Origin of the sequence: Agromyces kandeliae, from assembly GCF_009674665.1 — a bacterium.
Taxonomy (GTDB): Bacteria; Actinomycetota; Actinomycetes; order Actinomycetales; family Microbacteriaceae; genus Agromyces; species Agromyces kandeliae.
In genome coordinates this window covers 225,463-243,091 of sequence record NZ_WKJD01000021.1, presented here as the reverse complement: position 1 = coordinate 243,091, position 17,629 = coordinate 225,463, and the positions used below count along the sequence as shown (strand labels likewise).

The following is a 17,629-nucleotide window of genomic DNA, read 5'->3' as shown; positions in this document are numbered from 1 at the left end:
TCCGCGCGGAGTCGCCGTCGAGTGCGGCGCCGATGGTGTGCAGCGTGGCACGCGAGGCCCCGGCGGCCAGTGCGCCGAGGATGCCGGTCTCGAGCGCAGCGGGGTCGTCGAGGACGGCGACCGGTCGGACCCCGCCGAGCTGCAGGGTGCGCGGCGAGCGCCACACCACGGGGAGGGCCGGGTCGAGTCGGGGCGTCATGCGGGAAGCATGCCGCACGGCTCGACCGCGTGTCGCGGAGCGTCCACAGGTGCCGACCCGACGCAAACGGGTTCGCCGAGGGCGCTGCGGAACGCCGTCGGGAGCCGTCAGCCCGAGCGGGGCCCGCCCTCGGGGGCGTCGCCCGGGGCGTCGTCGCCGTCCGCGGCATCCGCCGGCGGGAACTCACCGCGCAGCAGCGCCTCGAGGGCCTCGTCGAACTCCGCATCGGCGTCGCCGCCGGCCTCGCCGCCCGACGCGAGGCGCGCCGCGAGCGGTGCAGGGTCGTCGAGGTCGGCCGCGGTCGGCAGGAGGTCGGGATGCGCCCACAGCGCGTCGCGCCCGGCGACGCCGACCGCATCGGTCACCGCGCGCCACATGGCGGCCGCGTCGCGGAGACGGCGTGGGCGGAGCTCCAGGCCGACGAGCGTCGCGAGCGCCGACTCGGCCGGCCCGCCGGTCGCGCGTCGACGACGGATGGTCTCGGCGACGGCGTCGGACTTCGGCAGGCGGGACGTGGCATCCGCCGTCACGACGTCGACCCAGCCCTCGACGAGCGCGAGCATCGTCTCAAGCCGGCCGAGCGCCGCCTCCTGCTCCGGGCTCTTCGGTCGCAGGAGCGCACCGTTCGCGACGGCGTCGCGCAGTTCGTCGGTGTTCGACGGGTCGAAGCCCTCGGCGAGCTGCTCGAGGCGCTCGACGTCGACGTCGATGCCGCGCGCGAACGCGGTGATCGCGGTGATGAGGTGCAGCCGGAGCCACCGCGCGTGCCGGAACAGCCGGGCGTGCGCGAGCTCGCGCACCGCGAGGTAGAGCTCGACCTGGTCGGTCGGGATGTCGAGGCCCTCGCCGAACTCGACCACGTTCTCGGGCAGGAGGGCGGCCCGGCCGTCCTCCAGCAGCGGGAGCCCGACGTCGCCGCCCGAGACGACCTCGGTCGAGAGCTGGCCGACGACCTGGCCGAGCTGCATCGCGAACATCGCGCCGCCGATGCCGCGCATCATGCGGCTCGCGCCCTGGATCATCGAGCGGAGCTCCTCGGGCGCCTGCTCGCTCATCACCCGCGTGAGCGAGTCGGCGATGCTGAGCGCGACCGGCTCCGCGAGCTGGGTCCAGATGGGCATCGTCGCCGCGGCCCACGAGCGGCGCGTGAGCAGTTCGGGGGTGCCCGGCAGGGCGGAGACCTCGACGGCCTCGTCGAGCCACAGCGCCGCGAGGTCGAATGCGCGGTCGAGCCGCTCGGTCTCGGCGGCGGCGACCTGGCGCTGGCCCGTCGACGCGCGCTGCTCGGCCTGTCGAAGCGCGAGCGACCAGTCGATGCCCTCCTCCTCCGACCGCTGCATGGCCTGCTGGAGCTGGCTGAAGAGCGCCGCGAGGCTCGCGGGATCGTTCGGCAGCCCGGCCGCGCCGGCGAGCTTCGACGGGTCGATGCCACCCGAGCCGGACAGCAGCTCCCGCAGCATGTCGCGGAACTCGTCCTCGGGGTCTCGGTCGGGCTCCTGGTCGCGTTCGGCCACTCGGGCCACCTCCCTCGCTTCGCGCTCCACGCTACCGCCGCTCATCTGCGTCCTCGCCGGGAAATGGCCTAGGCTGACCCCTCGGGTGTCCGCCCGTCGCGAACAGCGCCGGGTTCCCCGCGGGCGCTCGGGAAGGACCACGGCGGATGACGCTCTTCGGCGGCCCTGGCGACGACCGGTCGGCACCCGATCCGACGTCCGAGCGCGTCGAGGTCGCTCGGCGCTCGCGTCGCGAGCGGATCGGCTGGACGGCCGTCGCGATCGCCGCCGTCATCGGCCTCGCCCTCGCACTGCTGCCGAGCCCGTACGTCATCCAGCAGGCCGGACCGGTGTACGACACGCTCGGCACGACCGAGGTCGACGGCGAGGAGGTGCCGCTGATCGAGGTCCCCGACGAGGAGACCTTCCCGACCGAGGGGTCGCTCGACCTCCTCACCGTGTCGGCGATCGGGCGCCCCGGTGCCACGCCCGGGTGGCTGGACGTCGCGGCGGCATGGATCGACCCGCGCCGCGCCGCGCTGCCGCTCGAGGTGCTCTACCCGCCCGGCCTCAGCACCGAGGACCGCGACGCGGCGAACGAGGCTCAGATGGTCGACTCACAGCAGGACGCGATCGCGGCCGCGCTCGTCGAGCTCGGCTACGACTTCCCACGCGAGGTGGTCGTGCAGGGCGTGGGCGAGGGGATGCCCGCGGACGGCGTGATCGAGGAGGGCGACGTCATCCGGTCGGTCGACGGCGCCGAGGTGAACTCGGTCGACGAGCTGCGCACCGCGCTCGGCGAGCACGGGACGGACTCGCCCGCCGAGATCGGGATCGTCCGGGACGGCGAGGCCCTCACCGTCGAGGCGACGCCGGCGGCCAACGGCGCCAGCGCCGTCCTCGGCGTCGGCGTGCGGATGCGGTACGAGTTCCCGATCGACGTCGAGATCCAGCTGAACGACGTCGGCGGCCCGAGCGCCGGCATGATGTTCGCGCTCGGCATCGTCGACACGCTGACTCCCGGGGCGATGACCGGCGGCGAGGACGTCGCGGGGACCGGGACCATCGACTCGGACGGCACGGTCGGCTCCATCGGCGGCATCCGCCAGAAGCTGTGGGGCGCGCTCGACGCCGACGCCGACTGGTTCCTCGCCCCCGAGGCGAACTGCGACGAGGTCGTGGGCAACGTGCCCGACGGGCTCGAGGTCTTCGCGGTCGGCACCCTCGAGGAGGCGCGGACGGTCGTCGAGACGATCGGCGAGGGCGGCGACACGTCGGCGTTCCGGAGCTGCGAGAGCGTCGTCGGCTGACGCCTGCGCCCCGCGTCATCCGCCGACGTTCCCGATGACGGATGCCGCGACGCGCGTTCGCCCCGAGCGGAGCGCGCGGCCCGCCCCGCCAGCCGTTTCCAAGAAAGCCGACCGTAGGATGGGAATCCGATCCCGTCCCGACCCGAATGAGGCCGAGAGTGTCCACAGCACAGTCGCAGGAACCGAGGACGACGCGCCGCCGCGCGCCGATCGCGATCACGATCGGCATCGTCGGTGCCCTCGTCGTCGCGTTCTTCGTGTTCGCCGGTATCTACGCGGATATCCGCTGGTACGACCAGCTCGGGTTCCTCGAGGTGCTGACGACCGAGTGGATCACGCGCATCGTGCTCTTCTTCGTCGGGTTCATCGCGATGGCGCTCCCCGTGTGGTTGTCCATCCAGATCGCCTATCGGACCCGTCCCGTGTACGCGAAACTCAATTCGCAACTGGATCGTTATCAGGAGATCTTCGAGCCGCTTCGGCGCCTCGCGATGTACGGCATCCCCGCCGTCCTCGGCATCTTCGCCGGCGTCTCGACCGCGAGCCGCTGGGACTCGGTGCTCGCGTGGTTGAACCGCACCCCGTTCGGCGCGGTCGACCCGCAGTTCCAGTTCGACATCGGCTTCTACGTCTTCGAGCTGCCCTTCTACCGATCGATCGTCGGCTTCGCGTCGGCGGTCGTGCTGCTCTCGGGCCTGCTCGTCATCGCGACCAACTACCTCTACGGCGCGATCCGCGTGAGCGGACGCGAGGTCGTCATCTCGAAGGCCGCGCGCATCCAGATCGCGATCACCGCGGGGCTCTACCTGCTCCTGCAGGCGGTCAGCATCTGGTTCGACCAGTACGCGACCGTCACCGAGACGGGCTCGCTGATCACCGGTGCGTCGTACACCGACGTCTACGCGACCATCCCCGGCCGGCAGATCCTCTCGGTCATCGCCGCCGTCGTGGCGGTGCTGTTCCTCATCACCGCGATCCTCGGCCGCTGGCGCCTGCCGCTCGTCGGCGCGGTCCTGCTCATCGTGTCGAGCCTGCTCATCGGCTCCCTCTACCCGTGGGTCGTGCAGCGCTTCCAGGTCGACCCGAGCGCGCGAGCGCTCGAGGCGCCGTACATCGACCGGAACATCGACGAGACGCGCGACGCGTTCGGCGTCGCCGACATCGAGGAGATCCCGTACGAGGCGAAGACCGACGCCGAGCCGGGCGCGCTGCGTGCCGACGCCGGGACGACCGCGAGCATCCGGCTCATGGACCCGGCCGTCATCAGCCCGGCGTTCCGGCAGCTCGAGCAGTTCCGCCAGTACTACCAGTTCCCCGAGATGCTCGACGTCGACCGGTACCAGATCGACGGCGAGTCGCAGGACACCGTCGTCGCGATCCGCGACCTCAACCTCGAGGGCCTGAACGACGCCCAGACGTGGTTCAACTCGCACCTCGTCTACACGCACGGCTACGGCCTCGTGGCCGCGGCCGGCAACCAGCGATCGAGCGACGGGCAGCCGGTGTTCCTCGAGTCGGGCATCCCGTCCAGCGGAACGCTCCCGGAGTTCGAGCCGCGCGTGTACTTCGGCGAGAACTCGCCCGAGTACTCGATCGTGGGCGCGCCCGAGGGGGCGCCGCCGATCGAGCTGGACTACCCGGCCGGCGGCGAGGGCGAACCGCAGCAGACGACGTTCACCGGCGACGGCGGCCCCGTGCTCGACAACGTGTTCACGAAGCTCGTCTACGCGCTGAAGTTCCAGTCCGAGCAGATCTTCCTCTCGGACCAGGTCTCGAACGAGTCGCAGATCCTCTACGACCGCAACCCGATCGAGCGCGTGCAGAAGGTCGCGCCGTACCTGACGCTCGACAGCGACACGTACCCGTCGGTGGTCGACGGCCGCGTGGTCTGGATCGTGGACGGCTACACCCTGTCCGACCAGTACCCCTACTCGAACAAGGTCAGCTACAGCGAGGCGATCTCCGACAGCGAGGCGGTGCAGCAGCCGCTGGCCTTCGACGAGGTCAACTACATCCGCAACTCGGTGAAGGCCACGGTCGACGCCTACGACGGCACCGTGACGCTGTACGCCTGGGACGAAGAGGACCCGATCCTGCAGACCTGGCAGAAGGTCTTCCCCAACGCGCTCAAGGACATGAGCGAGATGTCGGGCGAGCTCATGAGCCACGTGCGCTACCCGGCCGACCTGTTCAAGATGCAGCGCGCCGTGCTCGGCCGGTACCACGTGACCGACCCGGTGACGTTCTACTCGCGCGAGGACGCGTGGACGACGCCGCTCGACCCGACGCAGAGCGCGGCGACCTCGTTCCTGCAGCCGCCCTACTACCTGACGATGCAGATGCCGGGCCAGGAGGCGCCGACGTACTCGATCTACTCGACGTTCATCCCGGAGGCGCGCGGCAGCGCGAGCCGCAACGTCCTGCGCGGGTACCTCGCGGTCGACTCCGACGCGGGGTCGACGGACGGCGAACGCGCCGAGGGCTACGGCAAGCTCAGGCTGCTCTCGCTGCCCGAGGACGACAACGTCCCAGGCCCCGGTCAGGTGCAGAACACGTTCAACTCAGACCCGACCGTGTCGCAATCGCTGAACCTGCTGAAGCAGGGCCAGTCCGACGTGATCAACGGCAACCTGCTGACGGTGCCGGTCGGCGGCGGCCTGCTCTACGTGCAGCCGGTCTACGTGCAGTCCACCGGTGAGACGAGCTACCCGCTCCTGCAGAAGGTGCTGGTCGCCTTCGGCGACGAGATCGCGTTCCAGGACACGCTCGACGAGGCGCTCAACGTGCTGTTCGGCGGCGACTCCGGCGCGGCCGCGGGCGACGAGGAGGTCGAGCCGACCACACCCGACGGCGGCGAGCCGCCCGCCGAGGGCGAGACGCCCACGACGACCGACACCGAACTCCAGTCGCTGCTCAACCGCGCGCGGCAGGCGATCGAGGACAAGCAGCAGGCGCTGCAGGACGGCGACTGGGTGGCCTACGGTGCGGCGGACGCCGAGCTGGCCGAGATCATCTCGGAGCTCATCGTCCTCGCTGACGACGGCGCGAGCACGACGGACACCCCGTCGACCGACGCGCCGGCGACCGAGGAACCCTCGAACGGCTGATGTCCGTCGAGCTCGGCTCGGGCGACTGGCTCGAGGAGAACCGCGCGAACTGGGACGAGCGCGTGGCGCTCCACGTCGCCTCGCCGTTCTACGACCGGTCGCGCCTCCGGGCGGGCGGCAGCGTGCTCGACCCGATCGCGCAGGCGGGCATCGACCGGATGTTCCCGAGCGGCCTCGACGGCGTGCGCGTCCTGCACCTCCAGTGCCACTTCGGCTCCGACACGCTGTCGCTCGTGAACCTCGGGGCGACGGCGGTCGGCGTGGACTTCTCGCGCCCGGCGGTCGAGGAGGCACGGAGGATGGCGGCGGAGCTCGGCGTGGACGATCGCGTGCGCTTCGTCGAGGCCAACGTCTACGACGCACGGCACCGCCTGCCCGAGCCGGAGTCGTTCGACGTCGTCTTCACGACCTGGGGCACGATCGGCTGGCTTCCGGATGTCGCGGAGTGGGCGCGGATCGTCGCGTGGTTCCTCAAGCCCGGCGGTCGCCTGTTCTTCGCCGACGGCCACCCGGCGGCGTACGTCTTCGAGGGCGACGCCGGGCCGGGCGGCCTGCCGGCGTTCGCCTTCCCGTACGTGGGCACGGGTCCCGACATCATCGACGACCCGAGCGACTACGCCGACCCCGAGGCGCGCCTCGTCAACGCCCGGACGTGGGAGTGGATGCATCCGCTCGGCGAGGTCTTCGGCGCGCTGCGCGACGCCGGGCTCACGGTCGACGACTTCGCCGAGCACTACGAACTGCCCTGGCGGATGTTCCCCATCACGGTGCCCAAGGGCGACGGGATGTTCGGCTGGCCGGGCCGTCAGTGGCTGCCGCTCGGCTACGAACTCGTCGCCTCGCGACCGGTCGAGGAGTAGCCGACAGCGGCCGATCGGCGCCGACCCGCCCGGGATGCGGCCTCGATTCGACCGCCCTCGGAACCCGTGCTAGTGTTATCTCTTGTGCCGCGGGGTGGAGCAGTTCGGTAGCTCGCTGGGCTCATAACCCAGAGGTCGTAGGTTCAAATCCTGCCCCCGCAACCAAACAGGAAGGCCCCGGTCCAATCGGACCGGGGCCTTTCGCTTGTCCGGAGCCGTGCCGGAAGACCCTCCGGGCGGCCCGACGGTGCCCTGCCCCGACGACGATCCGTCCCCGCGGCGGACAGCCCCGTCACGCGATCATCGAGTGCGCTCGCGTCACGCCGAACGAGGCGAACGTCGTCATCGACGTCCGCCCGCCGGCGCGTCGTCCGCGTCGGGGGGTCGGCCGCCGCGGTCCTCGTACGCGAACGTCGGCACGCCCCAGCCGAACCGCAGCGACGCGAGCCGGATCAGCAGGATGATGGCGATCGGGATCCAGAAGACGATGAGCGGATCCGCGTCGAGCGCGAGCAGCGCCACGTAGACGCCCGCGCCGATCAGGGCGGCCGTGGCGTAGAACTGGCCACCGCGCAGCACGTCCGGGACCTCGTTCGCGAGGATGTCGCGGACGATGCCGCCGCCGACCCCCGAGATCACGCCGATGATCGCGGCGCTGATCTCGTTCGCGCCGGCCGCGAGGGCCACGTTCGTGCCGGTGACGACGAAGACGGCCATGCCCGCGGCATCCGACACCTGGACGATGTGGAGGCGCTGCAGCACGTCGAGCGCACGGGTGCGGGTGAGCGGGATCACCGCGAGCGCAGTGAGCGCCGCGACGAGCAGGTAGGTCGGGTTGCGCACCCAGAACACCGGGAAGTTCCCGAGCAGGACGTCGCGCAGGGTGCCGCCGCCGACCGCGACGAGGCACGCGAGCACCACCACGCCGACGAGGTCCATGCGCTTGCGCCCCGCCGCGACGGCGCCGGAGATCGCGAAGGCCATGGTGCCGACGTACTCGAGGACCACCTGGATCACGGCCATGACGGACGTCAGCGGGTCGTCCGCGGCGACGGCGAGGACGCCGGACATGAGCCACCCCCTCGTGCCGCCCGGAGCAGCCGCCGCTTCCGGTACGACCTCGAGGCGATGATACCGGCGGCGGCGCCGGGATCGGCCAGCCGCGTGCCGGGGCGGTCCACGGCCCGGGTACGGGGCCGGCCGGGGCCCCGCGCGCCGTCACTCCCTCACGCCGACGACCGCTCGAGTGCCGCGACGAGCGCGTCGAGGTGCGCCTTCTGCGACTGGTCGATGGTGAGCGTCAGGATCGCGGCCATCGCGAGGAGGACCTCGTAGCTGTCGGGCCGCCCGCGCTTGCCCGGGCGGTGCGTGACCCGGATCTCCCGGTACGTCGACACCGGGTTGCGCGCCGACTCGTGCATCCCGTTGTGCCGGAACTTCGCGACCGTGGCGCCGTCGTACACGAGACGGTCGCCGTTGGTGCCCGTGACCTCGATGGTGTCCATGTCTCAGCCCCTCAGAGTCGCCGGCGGGCCTGCTGGCCGGTGAGGCCGTTCTCGATGCCCTCGAAGACGGCCGTGAGGTCGCCGGTGACGAACCACTCCGTCAGGGCGAGGGCGACGGCGAGGGCGACGAATCCGAGGACGACGGCGATCGCGACGCTCCTGCGGTGCGCGCGTGAGGCGAGGAAGTGGGTGCTCATGTCGAGGACGCTAGGGACGGTGCAGCTCGGTGTCCTGAGTAGTGGTTGCCTATTCCCGCCTCCCGCATCGCTCACTCGCCGTCATCGGGGAAGGCGGACGGGTCGGGGTTCCCGGTGTGGGAGGTGCGGCCGGAGGACGTGGGTCCGTAGAGTTCGGGGCATGCCCGCGGATGTGACCGCCCCGCCCCGCACCCCTTCCTCGGGGCCCACGGGACTGGCGGCGGTCGGGGCGCTCGGCGTCGTCTTCGGGGACATCGGGACCAGCCCGCTGTACGCCCTCAGCGCCGCGCTCGCGCCGACCGGGACGATCGACTCCGCGCACGTCTACGGCGTCACGTCGATGGTGGTGTGGTCGATCACGCTCGTGGTGACGGTGCTCTACGTCACCGTCCTGATGCGCTTCGACAACGACGGCGAAGGCGGCCTGCTGGCGCTGCTCGCGCAGATCCGCCGCGCGCGCCCGACGGCGAGGGTGCGGGCACTGGCCACGGGCGTGGCGATCCTGGGCGCGGCGATGTTCCTCGGCGACAGCATGATCACGCCCGCGATCTCGGTGCTGTCCGCCGTCGAGGGGCTCACCACGATCGACTCGGACCTCGGGGCGCTCGTCGTCCCGATCACGGTCGCGATCCTCGTCGCGCTGTTCGTCGTGCAGCGGTTCGGGACGGCGCGCATCGGCCGGGTCTTCGGCCCGATCATGCTCGCGTGGTTCCTGCTGCTCGCCGTCCTCGGGGTGGTCGCCATCGCCCGGGGCCCCGAAGTGCTGGTCGCGCTCTCACCGCACTGGATCGTGCTGCTCGTCGCCGAGCACCCGTGGACGGCCTTCCTCGCCCTCGGCGGCGTGGTGCTCGCGATCACGGGTGCCGAGGCCCTGTTCGCCGACATGGGGCACTTCGGCCGTCGCCCGGTGACGATCGCGTGGTTCGCGGTCGTCTACCCGTGCCTGCTGCTGGCCTACCTCGGGCAGGCGGCGGCGGTGCTGGCTGCCGGCGCGGCCGGACCCAACTCCTTCTTCCTCCTGGTGCCGGGCTGGGCGACCATCCCCGTCGTGATCCTCGCGACGATGGCGACCGTGATCGCGTCGCAGGCGGTGATCTCCGGCGCGTTCAGTGCGGTGCACCAGGCGGGGCGGTTGGACCTCATCCCGTCCGTCCGCGTCATCCACACCTCGGCGACGCACCGCGGGCAGCTCTACCTCCCCGCGGTCAACCTGCTGCTCGCCGTGGCCGTGATCGGGCTCGTCGTGGGGTTCCAGAGCTCCTCCGCGCTCGCGTCGGCATACGGCATCGCGGTCACCGTGACCCTGAGCTCGACGACGACGCTCCTCCTCCTGCTGCTGCGCGTCCGCGGTGGACTGTCGGTCCCGCGAGCCGTCGGGATCGCCGCGATCCTGGGGGTGCTGCTCGCCTTCCTCGCCGCGAACCTCACCAAGGTCGTGAGCGGCGGATGGGTGCCGCTCGGGGTCGGCGTGGCCCTGCTCGTGTCCATGTGGACCTGGTGGCGCGGGTCCTTCCGCATGACGGTCTCCCGCAGGAGGGACGAACCCCTGCTCACGGACCTGACCGACCGCATCCGAACCGCCCCGCGAGTCCCCGGGACCACGGTGTACCTGGCTCGGAGCAGCGACACCGCCCCGGTCGCGCTCACCACGCTGCTGGAGCGGTACGGGGTGCTGTCCGAGCACGTGATCGTGCTGGCGATGCGGACGACCACCTCGCCGTTCGGGGTCGACGCCGAGGCCCGCTCGCTGACGCGGGGGGTGACCGTCATCGATGCCGGGTTCGGCTACCGCCAGCGGCTGCGGGTGGCCGACGCGCTGGCGCTCGCGGCCACGCGCCCGGACTCGGGCTTCACGGTGGACCAGCTCGAGGATGCGACGTACGTGGTCTCGTCGGACTCGCCCGTGGCCGACGCCGACTCGAGGCTCCCGAGGTGGCAGCAACGGCTGTTCATCGGCCTCGAGCGGACCCAGGGCTCCCCGGTCGACCTCGCGGAGCTGCCGGCGCGCCGGACGGTCATCGTCGGGCGCGAGCTCCCCGTCTGAGCACGGCCGGGCGGCCTAGGCTGGCTGCATGCAGACGGATGCCGCGCCCCTCGCCGTCGCGATCGCGCAGTTCGCGCCCGGCGACGACCCCGATGCCAACCTCGCCGAGATCGAACGCCTCGCGGGCGTCGCTGCGGCGCGCGGCGCGCGACTCGTCGTCTTCCCCGAGTACTCGAGCTACTTCACGCCCGAGCCGGGCCCGGCGTGGGTCGAGGCGGCGCAACCGCTCGACGGGTCGTTCACGACCGCGGTGGCGGAGCTCGCCGCTCGGCTCGACGTGCACCTCGTCGTCGGCATGATCGAGCGCCCGGCGGGCGAGGAGCGCCGCGTGGCCAACACGGTCGTCGCGATCGCGCCGGGCGAGGGCGTCGTCGCCGCGTATCGCAAGCTCCACCTCTACGACGCGTTCGGCCAGCGCGAGAGCGAGTGGGTGGCCCCGGGCGAGATCGGCGATCCCGAGACGTTCGCGGTCGGCGGCATCCGCTTCGGCCTGCAGACCTGCTACGACGCGCGCTTCCCCGAGGTCTCGCGCCGCATCGTCGACGCGGGCGCCGACGCGATCTGCATGCCGGCCGAGTGGGTGCGCGGTCCGCTCAAGGAGGCGCACTGGCGCACGCTCACGACGGCGCGCGCGATCGAGAACACCGCCTACGTGCTCGCCGCCGACCACGCCCCGCCCGTCGGCGCGGGCAACAGCATGATCGTCGACCCGATGGGCGTCGAGGTCGCCACGATCGGCGAGCAGACCGATGTCGCCCTCGCCTGGCTCTCGACGGACCGCATCGCCGAGGTGCGCAGGCGCAACCCGGCACTGGCGCTCCGCCGCTTCGCGGTCGTCGAGCGCGAGACGCCCTGAGCCGACGCCGCGATCAGCCCATCGCCGCGAGCCGCTCGGCCGCGGACTCCAGCACCTCGCGACGCTTGCAGAACGCGAACCGCACGAGGCTTCGCACGTCGTCGCGGCGCTCCGGGTGCACGAACGCCGTGACCGGCACGCCGACGACCCCGGCGCGGTGCGGGAGCTCGCGGCAGAACGCATCGCCGTCGCGCGCGCCGAGCGGTGCGGCATCCGCCACCACGAAGTAGCCCGACGCCGGGACCGACGGCGCGAAGCCGGCGCTCGTGAGGCCCGCGACGAGCAGGTCGCGGCGTGCGGCGAGCTCGGCCGCGGCATCCGCGAAGAACCGGTCGGGCAGGTCGAGCCCGGTCGCGATCGCGGGCTGGAACGGCGCGCCGTTGACGAAGGTCAGGTACTGCTTGACGGCGAGTACGGCCGTCACGAGATGCGCGGGGGCGGTGAGCCAGCCGATCTTCCAGCCGGTCGTGTTGAAGGTCTTGCCGCCCGACGAGATCGAGATCGTGCGGTCCCAGCCCCCGGGGCGGGTCGCGATCGGCACGTGCTGCCCGTCGAACACGAGGTGCTCGTAGACCTCGTCGGTGACGATGAGGGCGTCGTGCCGGTGCGCGAGCTCGACGACCAGGTCGAGCGTCGCCTCGTCGAGGAGCATGCCGGTCGGGTTGTGCGGCGAGTTGACGAGGATGACGCGGGTGCGGTCGTTCACGGCGGCGCGCAGCTCGTCGTGGTCGGGCCGCCAGTCGGGGAAGCGCAGGGGCACGGTGCGGTGGATGCCCCCGGCCCGCGCGATCACCGCCCCGTACGCGTCGTACGACGGCTCGAACGTGACGACCTCGTCGCCGTCGTCGACGAACGCGAGCAGCGTGGCGGCGAGCGCCTCGGTCGCGCCCGCGGTGACGAGCACCTCGCGCGCCGGATCGACGGTCAGCCCGTACCAGCGGTGCTGGTGGCGGGCGATCGCCTCCCGGAGCACGGGCATCCCGGGGCCGGGCGGGTACTGGTTCACGCCGGTCGCGATCGCCTCGCGCGCGGCGTCGAGCACCTCGCGGGGGCCGTCCTCGTCGGGGAATCCCTGCCCCAGGTTGATGGCGCCGGTCGACACGGCGAGCGCGCTCATCTCGGCGAAGACGGTCGGCGCGACGCCGCCGTCGGGGGCGAGCAGCCCCGCCCCGGCTGCGGTCCGCTGCCACGGTGCGAGCGGTCGTGAGGGGATGGCATCCACGCTCACACCGTATGCCACGGTGCGGCGGCTACGCTGACTGCGGCGCTCGGGCGGTTCACGGGGGCGACATAGCTTCGACATAGGGACCGCCGACTCGCCGCACAGCTTGGAGCGGGATGCTGGCATCCGCTGGAAGGAGCGAAGATGACCGAGACCAACACCGGCGGGATCGAGCAGACCCCGGAGCCCCACCCCACGCCGACGGCGGAGGGTGCGGATGCCGCGGAGGCCCCCGCCCAGGTCGAGACCCCCCGCGCCGATGCGCCCGCCGAGCCCGTGAGCGAGCCGCCCGCGCCGGCGCCCGCCACCGAGGCCACGGTCGAGCCGGCAGCTCCCGCGGCCCCCGCCGCCGCCCCGGCCGCGGCGTCGACCCCGGCGGAGACGCCCGCGCCGGCCGCGCACCCCGCGCCCGCGGCAGCTCCCGCGACCCCGGTCGCCGAGCCCGCACCGCGCCCGACCGGCACCGTGTACGCGCCCGGCCAGGCCCCGCAGCCGTACATCGCGGGCCAGTACCGCCACGACCCGGCCGCGCCGACCGCTGGCCAGACGCAGCCGACCGCGCCGGTCGCCGGTGCACCCGCGGCGTCCGCGGCGTCTGGCGCTCATCGGGCCGACGGCGCGGGAACGGTCCCGCCCGCCTTCGGCGGCGCCCCGACCGCGGTCCAGGAGCCTGCGCCGAAGCAGCGCCGCGTCGGCTTCGGCGTCGCCGCGGCGATCGTCGCGGCCGCGCTCATCGGCGGCGCGTCGGGCGCCGGGATCACCGCGCTCATGACCGACGACGGCGACAGCGCCGTCGAGCAGACCTCCTCGGGCACGCAGCGCATCGTCGTGAACGACGACGGCTCGGTGAACCGGGTCGCGGCCGTCGCCGCGGCCGCGAGCCCCAGCGTGGTCACCATCGAGGTGTCCGGCGGCCAGTCCGGCGGCACGGGCTCCGGCATCATCCTGTCCGAGGACGGGTACGTGCTCACCAACACGCACGTCGTCACCCTCGACGGCGCGACCGGCGACCCGTCGATCCAGGTCAAGGCCGACGACGGCTCGCTCTACTCGGCCGAGCTCATCGGCACCGACCCGCTGAGCGACCTCGCCGTCATCAAGCTGGCGGATGCCTCCGGCCTCACGCCGATCGAGTTCGCCGACTCGAGCGAGCTCAACGTCGGCGACACGGCGATCGCCATCGGCGCGCCGCTGGGCCTCTCCGGCACCGTCACGAACGGCATCGTCAGCGCCCTGAACCGCAGCATCGACGTCGAGTCGTCGGCTGCGCCCGAGACCACCCCCGACAGCGGGGAAGGCGACCAGGGCGGGTCGGGCGACAGCCCGTTCGACTTCTGGAACTTCGACGGCCAGGAGGGCAACGGCTCGTCCGGCGGCGGCGGCCTCATCTCCATCCCGGTGATCCAGACGGATGCCGCGATCAACCCGGGCAACTCGGGCGGCGCGCTGCTCGACAGCGAGGGCAAGCTCATCGGCGTGAACGTCGCGATCCTCTCCGCCGGCGGCAGCTCGAGCGAGGCCGGGAACATCGGCGTCGGGTTCGCGGTGCCCTCGAACCTCGCCGAGCGGATCGCGGGCGAGATCATCGAGAACGGCTCGGCCACGCACGGCCTGCTCGGCGCGACCGTGACCTCGGCGCAGGCGAGCGGCGAGAGCTCGACGGTCGGCGCGCTCATCGCCGAGGTGAGCGCGGGCGGCGCCGCCGAGGCGGCCGGCCTGCAGTCCGGCGACGTGGTGACGGCGCTGAACGGCATCCCGATCACCGACCAGACCGACCTCACCGCGCAGGTGCGCGCCCTCGCGGGCGGTGCCGAGGCCGAGGTGACCTACACGCGCGACGGCGAGTCGAACACCGTGACCGTGACCCTCGGCACCTTCGAGGGCTGACCCCGGGGATCGCTCCACGGGCGACCGCTCCGACGGGGGCCGGACCGCATGGTACGGCCCCCGTTCCTCGTGCGCGGAACCCCGCGTCGGCACCGCGATCGCGGGGGTCCCTGCTGCTAGGCTCGATCGACCCAGTGCACGAGTGAGGACCATGCCCGACCAGCCCCATCCGGCGGAACCGTCGCCGCCGATCGGCGTCTCGTATGTCATGCCCGTGCTGAACGATGCGTCGCACGTGCGCGCCGCGGTCGAGTCGATCCTCGCGCAGGAGTACGACGGCCCCGTCGAGGTGCTGATCGCGCTCGGTCCCTCGATCGACGGCACGAACGAGTTGGTCGCCGACCTCGCGTCGCGCGATGCGCGCGTGCACGTCCTCGACAACGAGGTGGGGTCCACGCCCGCCGGCCTGAACATCGGCATCCGCGCGGCCGTGCACCCGGTCGTCGTCCGGGTCGACTCCCACTCGATGCTGCCGGTCGACTACACGCGCATCGCGGTCGAGACGCTCGTGCGCACCGGTGCCGACAACGTCGGCGGCATCATGGACGCCCGCGGCGAGACGTCGTTCGAGCGGGCGGTGGCGCTCGCCTACACGACCCCCGTCGGGCTCGGCGGCTCGGCGTTCCACGTCGGCGGCCACGAGGGGCCCGTCGAGACGGTCTACCTGGGCGTGTTCCGCAGGAGCGCGCTCGAGCGCGTCGGCCTCTTCGACGAGACGATCAAGCGCGGCCAGGACTGGGAACTGAACCGCCGACTGCGTCAGACGGGCGGGACGGTCTGGTTCACGCCCGAGCTGGCGGTGACCTATCGCCCGCGCTCGAGCCTGGAGCGCCTCGCGCGGCAGATGTTCTCCACCGGGCTGTGGCGGGGGGAGCTCGCCCGCCGGTTCCCCGCGGCGAACGGCCTCCGGTACTTCGTCCCGCCCGCCATGGTCGTCGGCGTCGTGCTCGGCCTCATCCTCGGCGTCGTCGGCATCGTGCAGGCGGTGACGGGCCAGGCGCCGTGGCTGCTCGTGGGATTCGTCGTCCCGCTCGTCTACCTGCTCTTCGTGATCGCCGCGACGATCGCGTACGCGCGCCACCGCGGCGCGGCGACGGCGGCGTGGTTCCTCGCCGTGCTGCCCTGCATCCACGTCGCGTGGGGGGCGGGCTTCGTGCTCGGGTACCTCTCGCTCACGACCAACATCGCCACGCACACGGGAAGGTGAGCATGTCGGAGCCCATGCCGGACCGGGGGATCCCGTCGAGCCTCGCCGAGCAGCGCGCGGTGACGCAGCCGCCCGAGGTCCGCGGCCGCCGGAACGCGGAGCACTGGACGGCGTCGCTGTACCTGCGCGACCTCTCGCCCTACCTGACGTGGCTGCTGCTGCACACGCGGATCTCGGCGAACGGCGTCACGGGACTCATGATCCTCGTCGGCTGGTCGACCGCCGCGGCGCTGCTGATCCCCGGCATCTGGGGCGCGCTGCTCGCCGTGGTGCTCGGACAGCTGCAGATGCTCGTCGACTGCTGCGACGGCGAGGTCGCGCGCTGGCGCCGCACGTCGAGCCCGGCCGGCGTGTTCCTCGACAAGGTCGGCCACTACTCGACCGAGGCGCTCATCCCGATCGCCCTCGGCATCCGTGCCGCCGCGTATCCGCTGGAGTTCCCCGCCGACTTCCTCTGGACGACGATCGCGGCCCTGCTGGCGCTCGTCATCGTGCTGAACAAGGCGCTCAACGACATGGTGCACGTGGCACGGGCGAACGCGGGCCTGCCGAAGCTGGCCGACACGCAGGGCGAGACCGCGCCGCGCGGGGGACTCGTCGCGACGCTGCGCAAGGCGGCGCGGTTCGTCCCGTTCCACCGCCTCTACCACTCGGTCGAGTTGACGCTCATCGCGTTGGCCGCGGCGGTCGTGGGGCTGTTCGCGGGCCAGCCGCTCGTCGACCGGGTCGTGCTCGCCGCGCTGCTGCCCCTCGCGGTGCTCGCCCTCGTCGGCCACTTCATCGCGATCATGGCCTCCCGGCGTGTCCGTGCCTGATCCGCCGTCGACGACCGCGCGGCCCCGCGTCGGGGTCGTGGTGCTCACGATGGGCCGGCGTCCCGTCGAACTCGCGCGGGGCATCCGGAGCATCCTCGACCAGGAGGGCGTCGACGTCGACGTCGTATGCGTCGGCAACGGCTGGGACCCGGCGACCGCCGGCCCTGCGCTCCCGGCCGAGGTGCGCACGCTGCACCTGCCCGAGAACCTCGGCATCCCGGCCGGTCGCAACCGGGGCGTCCCCGAGGTCGCGGGCGACGTGCTCTTCTTCCTCGACGACGACGCCTACCTGCCGAGCCCGGCCTTCCTGGCCGACGGATGCCGCATGCTCGCCTCCCGGCCCGACCTCGGGCTCGTGCAGCCCCGCGTGGTGGACCCGACCGGGCTCGCGTCCCCGCGGCGCTGGATCCCGCGCATCCGCAAGGGCGATCCGGCGCACTCGAGCCCCGTGTTCTCCTGCTGGGAGGGCGCGGTCCTCATGCCGAGGCGCGCGTTCGAGGCCTCCGGCGGCTGGGCCGACCCGTTCTTCTACGCCCACGAGGGCATCGAGCTGGCCTGGCGCGTGTGGGATGCCGGCTACCGTGCCTGGTACGCCGGCGACCTCGAGGCGGCGCATCCCGTGATCGACCCGGCTCGCCACGCGTACTACTACCGGCTGAACGCCCGGAATCGGGTCTGGCTCGCCCGCCGCAACCTGCCGGCGATCCTCGTCCCGTGCTACGTCGGCTCCTGGACGGCGATCCAGGTGCTGCGCTGGGTCCGGCAGCCCGCCGCGCTCCGGGCGTGGTTCGCGGGTTGGCGGGCCGGATGGCGCGAGGACGCGGGGGAGCGACGCCCGATGCGGTGGCGCACCGTGTGGCGGATGACCCTCGCCGGGCGGCCGCCCGTCGTCTGACATGCGTCACGCGCGATGCGCGACGGCGGCTA

At 72.6% G+C, this 17,629-nt stretch carries 14 protein-coding genes and 1 tRNA gene; 10 read left to right on the top strand and 5 right to left on the bottom strand.

Annotation, left to right across the window (positions count from 1 at the left end):
• Positions 1-306: 306 nt before the first annotated feature.
• Entirely contained in the window at positions 307-1,659 is a 1,353-nt protein-coding gene (locus GJR97_RS16875; protein WP_154348089.1) for a zinc-dependent metalloprotease, read from the bottom strand.
• Positions 1,660-1,859: 200 nt separating this feature from the next.
• Here GJR97_RS16875 and GJR97_RS16870 point away from each other — a divergent pair, with 200 nt between their 5' ends.
• From GJR97_RS16870 to GJR97_RS16855, 4 genes are all read left to right on the top strand, one after another.
• The gene (locus tag GJR97_RS16870) at positions 1,860-3,002 is read left to right on the top strand and encodes a YlbL family protein (protein ID WP_154347917.1); all 1,143 of its coding nucleotides are present in this window, start codon (positions 1,860-1,862) and stop codon (positions 3,000-3,002) included.
• A gap of 146 nt (positions 3,003-3,148) precedes the next feature.
• A complete protein-coding gene (locus GJR97_RS16865; RefSeq protein ID WP_154347916.1) occupies positions 3,149-6,109 on the top strand; it encodes a UPF0182 family membrane protein in 2,961 nt (986 codons plus the stop codon).
• Entirely contained in the window at positions 6,109-6,969 is an 861-nt protein-coding gene (locus GJR97_RS16860) for a class I SAM-dependent methyltransferase (protein ID WP_154347915.1), read from the top strand. Before GJR97_RS16865 ends, GJR97_RS16860 begins: the two co-directional genes overlap by 1 nt.
• An 88-nt stretch (positions 6,970-7,057) precedes the next feature.
• Positions 7,058-7,134, top strand: a tRNA-Met gene (locus tag GJR97_RS16855).
• A gap of 177 nt (positions 7,135-7,311) precedes the next feature.
• Here the strand turns inward: GJR97_RS16855 and GJR97_RS16850 are convergent.
• The 3 genes from GJR97_RS16850 to GJR97_RS17935 all read right to left on the bottom strand — a co-directional run bounded on the left by GJR97_RS16850 (position 7,312) and on the right by GJR97_RS17935 (position 8,671).
• Complete coding sequence (locus GJR97_RS16850) at positions 7,312-8,040, bottom strand: trimeric intracellular cation channel family protein (protein WP_154347914.1); 729 nt, start codon at positions 8,038-8,040, stop codon at positions 7,312-7,314.
• A 155-nt stretch (positions 8,041-8,195) separates the two neighbouring features.
• Positions 8,196-8,474 (bottom strand): hypothetical protein, encoded by a 279-nt coding sequence (locus tag GJR97_RS16845; RefSeq protein ID WP_154347913.1) that lies wholly within the window; start codon positions 8,472-8,474, stop codon positions 8,196-8,198.
• A gap of 11 nt (positions 8,475-8,485) precedes the next feature.
• Entirely contained in the window at positions 8,486-8,671 is a 186-nt protein-coding gene (locus tag GJR97_RS17935; protein WP_195760752.1) for a hypothetical protein, read from the bottom strand.
• Positions 8,672-8,831: 160 nt separating this feature from the next.
• Here GJR97_RS17935 and GJR97_RS16840 point away from each other — a divergent pair, with 160 nt between their 5' ends.
• Positions 8,832-10,715, top strand: a complete 1,884-nt coding sequence (locus tag GJR97_RS16840) for a KUP/HAK/KT family potassium transporter (protein ID WP_195760751.1) — start codon at positions 8,832-8,834, stop codon at positions 10,713-10,715.
• Positions 10,716-10,743: 28 nt separating this feature from the next.
• Positions 10,744-11,571, top strand: a complete 828-nt coding sequence (locus GJR97_RS16835) for a carbon-nitrogen hydrolase family protein (RefSeq protein ID WP_154347911.1) — start codon at positions 10,744-10,746, stop codon at positions 11,569-11,571.
• Between the two features lie 13 nt (positions 11,572-11,584).
• On the opposite strand, the gene GJR97_RS16830 is transcribed toward GJR97_RS16835, so the two are convergent.
• Positions 11,585-12,793 (bottom strand): aminotransferase class I/II-fold pyridoxal phosphate-dependent enzyme, encoded by a 1,209-nt coding sequence (locus GJR97_RS16830; protein ID WP_324613631.1) that lies wholly within the window; start codon positions 12,791-12,793, stop codon positions 11,585-11,587.
• 144 nt (positions 12,794-12,937) lie between these two features.
• On the opposite strand from GJR97_RS16830, the gene GJR97_RS16825 reads away from it, so the two are divergent.
• From GJR97_RS16825 to GJR97_RS16810, 4 genes are all read left to right on the top strand, one after another.
• The gene (locus GJR97_RS16825; RefSeq protein ID WP_154347909.1) at positions 12,938-14,680 is read left to right on the top strand and encodes a S1C family serine protease; all 1,743 of its coding nucleotides are present in this window, start codon (positions 12,938-12,940) and stop codon (positions 14,678-14,680) included.
• Between the two features lie 151 nt (positions 14,681-14,831).
• Positions 14,832-15,887, top strand: coding sequence for a glycosyltransferase family 2 protein (locus tag GJR97_RS16820; protein ID WP_229276355.1), 1,056 nt, complete (start codon positions 14,832-14,834; stop codon positions 15,885-15,887).
• Between the two features lie 2 nt (positions 15,888-15,889).
• Positions 15,890-16,702 (top strand): CDP-alcohol phosphatidyltransferase family protein, encoded by an 813-nt coding sequence (locus GJR97_RS16815; protein WP_229276354.1) that lies wholly within the window; start codon positions 15,890-15,892, stop codon positions 16,700-16,702.
• 49 nt (positions 16,703-16,751) lie between these two features.
• Positions 16,752-17,597, top strand: coding sequence for a glycosyltransferase family 2 protein (locus GJR97_RS16810; protein WP_154348086.1), 846 nt, complete (start codon positions 16,752-16,754; stop codon positions 17,595-17,597).
• Positions 17,598-17,629 lie beyond the last annotated feature (32 nt).

Bases quoted from the DNA above. Each gene is read 5' to 3' on its own strand.
- GJR97_RS16875 (WP_154348089.1), bottom strand. From the start codon at position 1,659: ATGCTGCGGGAGCTGCTGTCCGGCTCGGGTGGCATCGACCCGTCGAAG.
- GJR97_RS16870 (WP_154347917.1), top strand. From the start codon at position 1,860: ATGACGCTCTTCGGCGGCCCTGGCGACGACCGGTCGGCACCCGATCCG.
- GJR97_RS16865 (WP_154347916.1), top strand. From the start codon at position 3,149: ATGAGGCCGAGAGTGTCCACAGCACAGTCGCAGGAACCGAGGACGACG.
- GJR97_RS16860 (WP_154347915.1), top strand. From the start codon at position 6,109: ATGTCCGTCGAGCTCGGCTCGGGCGACTGGCTCGAGGAGAACCGCGCG.
- GJR97_RS16850 (WP_154347914.1), bottom strand. From the start codon at position 8,040: ATGTCCGGCGTCCTCGCCGTCGCCGCGGACGACCCGCTGACGTCCGTC.
- GJR97_RS16845 (WP_154347913.1), bottom strand. From the start codon at position 8,474: ATGGACACCATCGAGGTCACGGGCACCAACGGCGACCGTCTCGTGTAC.
- GJR97_RS17935 (WP_195760752.1), bottom strand. From the start codon at position 8,671: ATGAGCACCCACTTCCTCGCCTCACGCGCGCACCGCAGGAGCGTCGCG.
- GJR97_RS16840 (WP_195760751.1), top strand. From the start codon at position 8,832: ATGCCCGCGGATGTGACCGCCCCGCCCCGCACCCCTTCCTCGGGGCCC.
- GJR97_RS16835 (WP_154347911.1), top strand. From the start codon at position 10,744: ATGCAGACGGATGCCGCGCCCCTCGCCGTCGCGATCGCGCAGTTCGCG.
- GJR97_RS16825 (WP_154347909.1), top strand. From the start codon at position 12,938: ATGACCGAGACCAACACCGGCGGGATCGAGCAGACCCCGGAGCCCCAC.
- GJR97_RS16820 (WP_229276355.1), top strand. From the start codon at position 14,832: ATGCCCGACCAGCCCCATCCGGCGGAACCGTCGCCGCCGATCGGCGTC.
- GJR97_RS16815 (WP_229276354.1), top strand. From the start codon at position 15,890: ATGTCGGAGCCCATGCCGGACCGGGGGATCCCGTCGAGCCTCGCCGAG.
- GJR97_RS16810 (WP_154348086.1), top strand. From the start codon at position 16,752: ATGGGCCGGCGTCCCGTCGAACTCGCGCGGGGCATCCGGAGCATCCTC.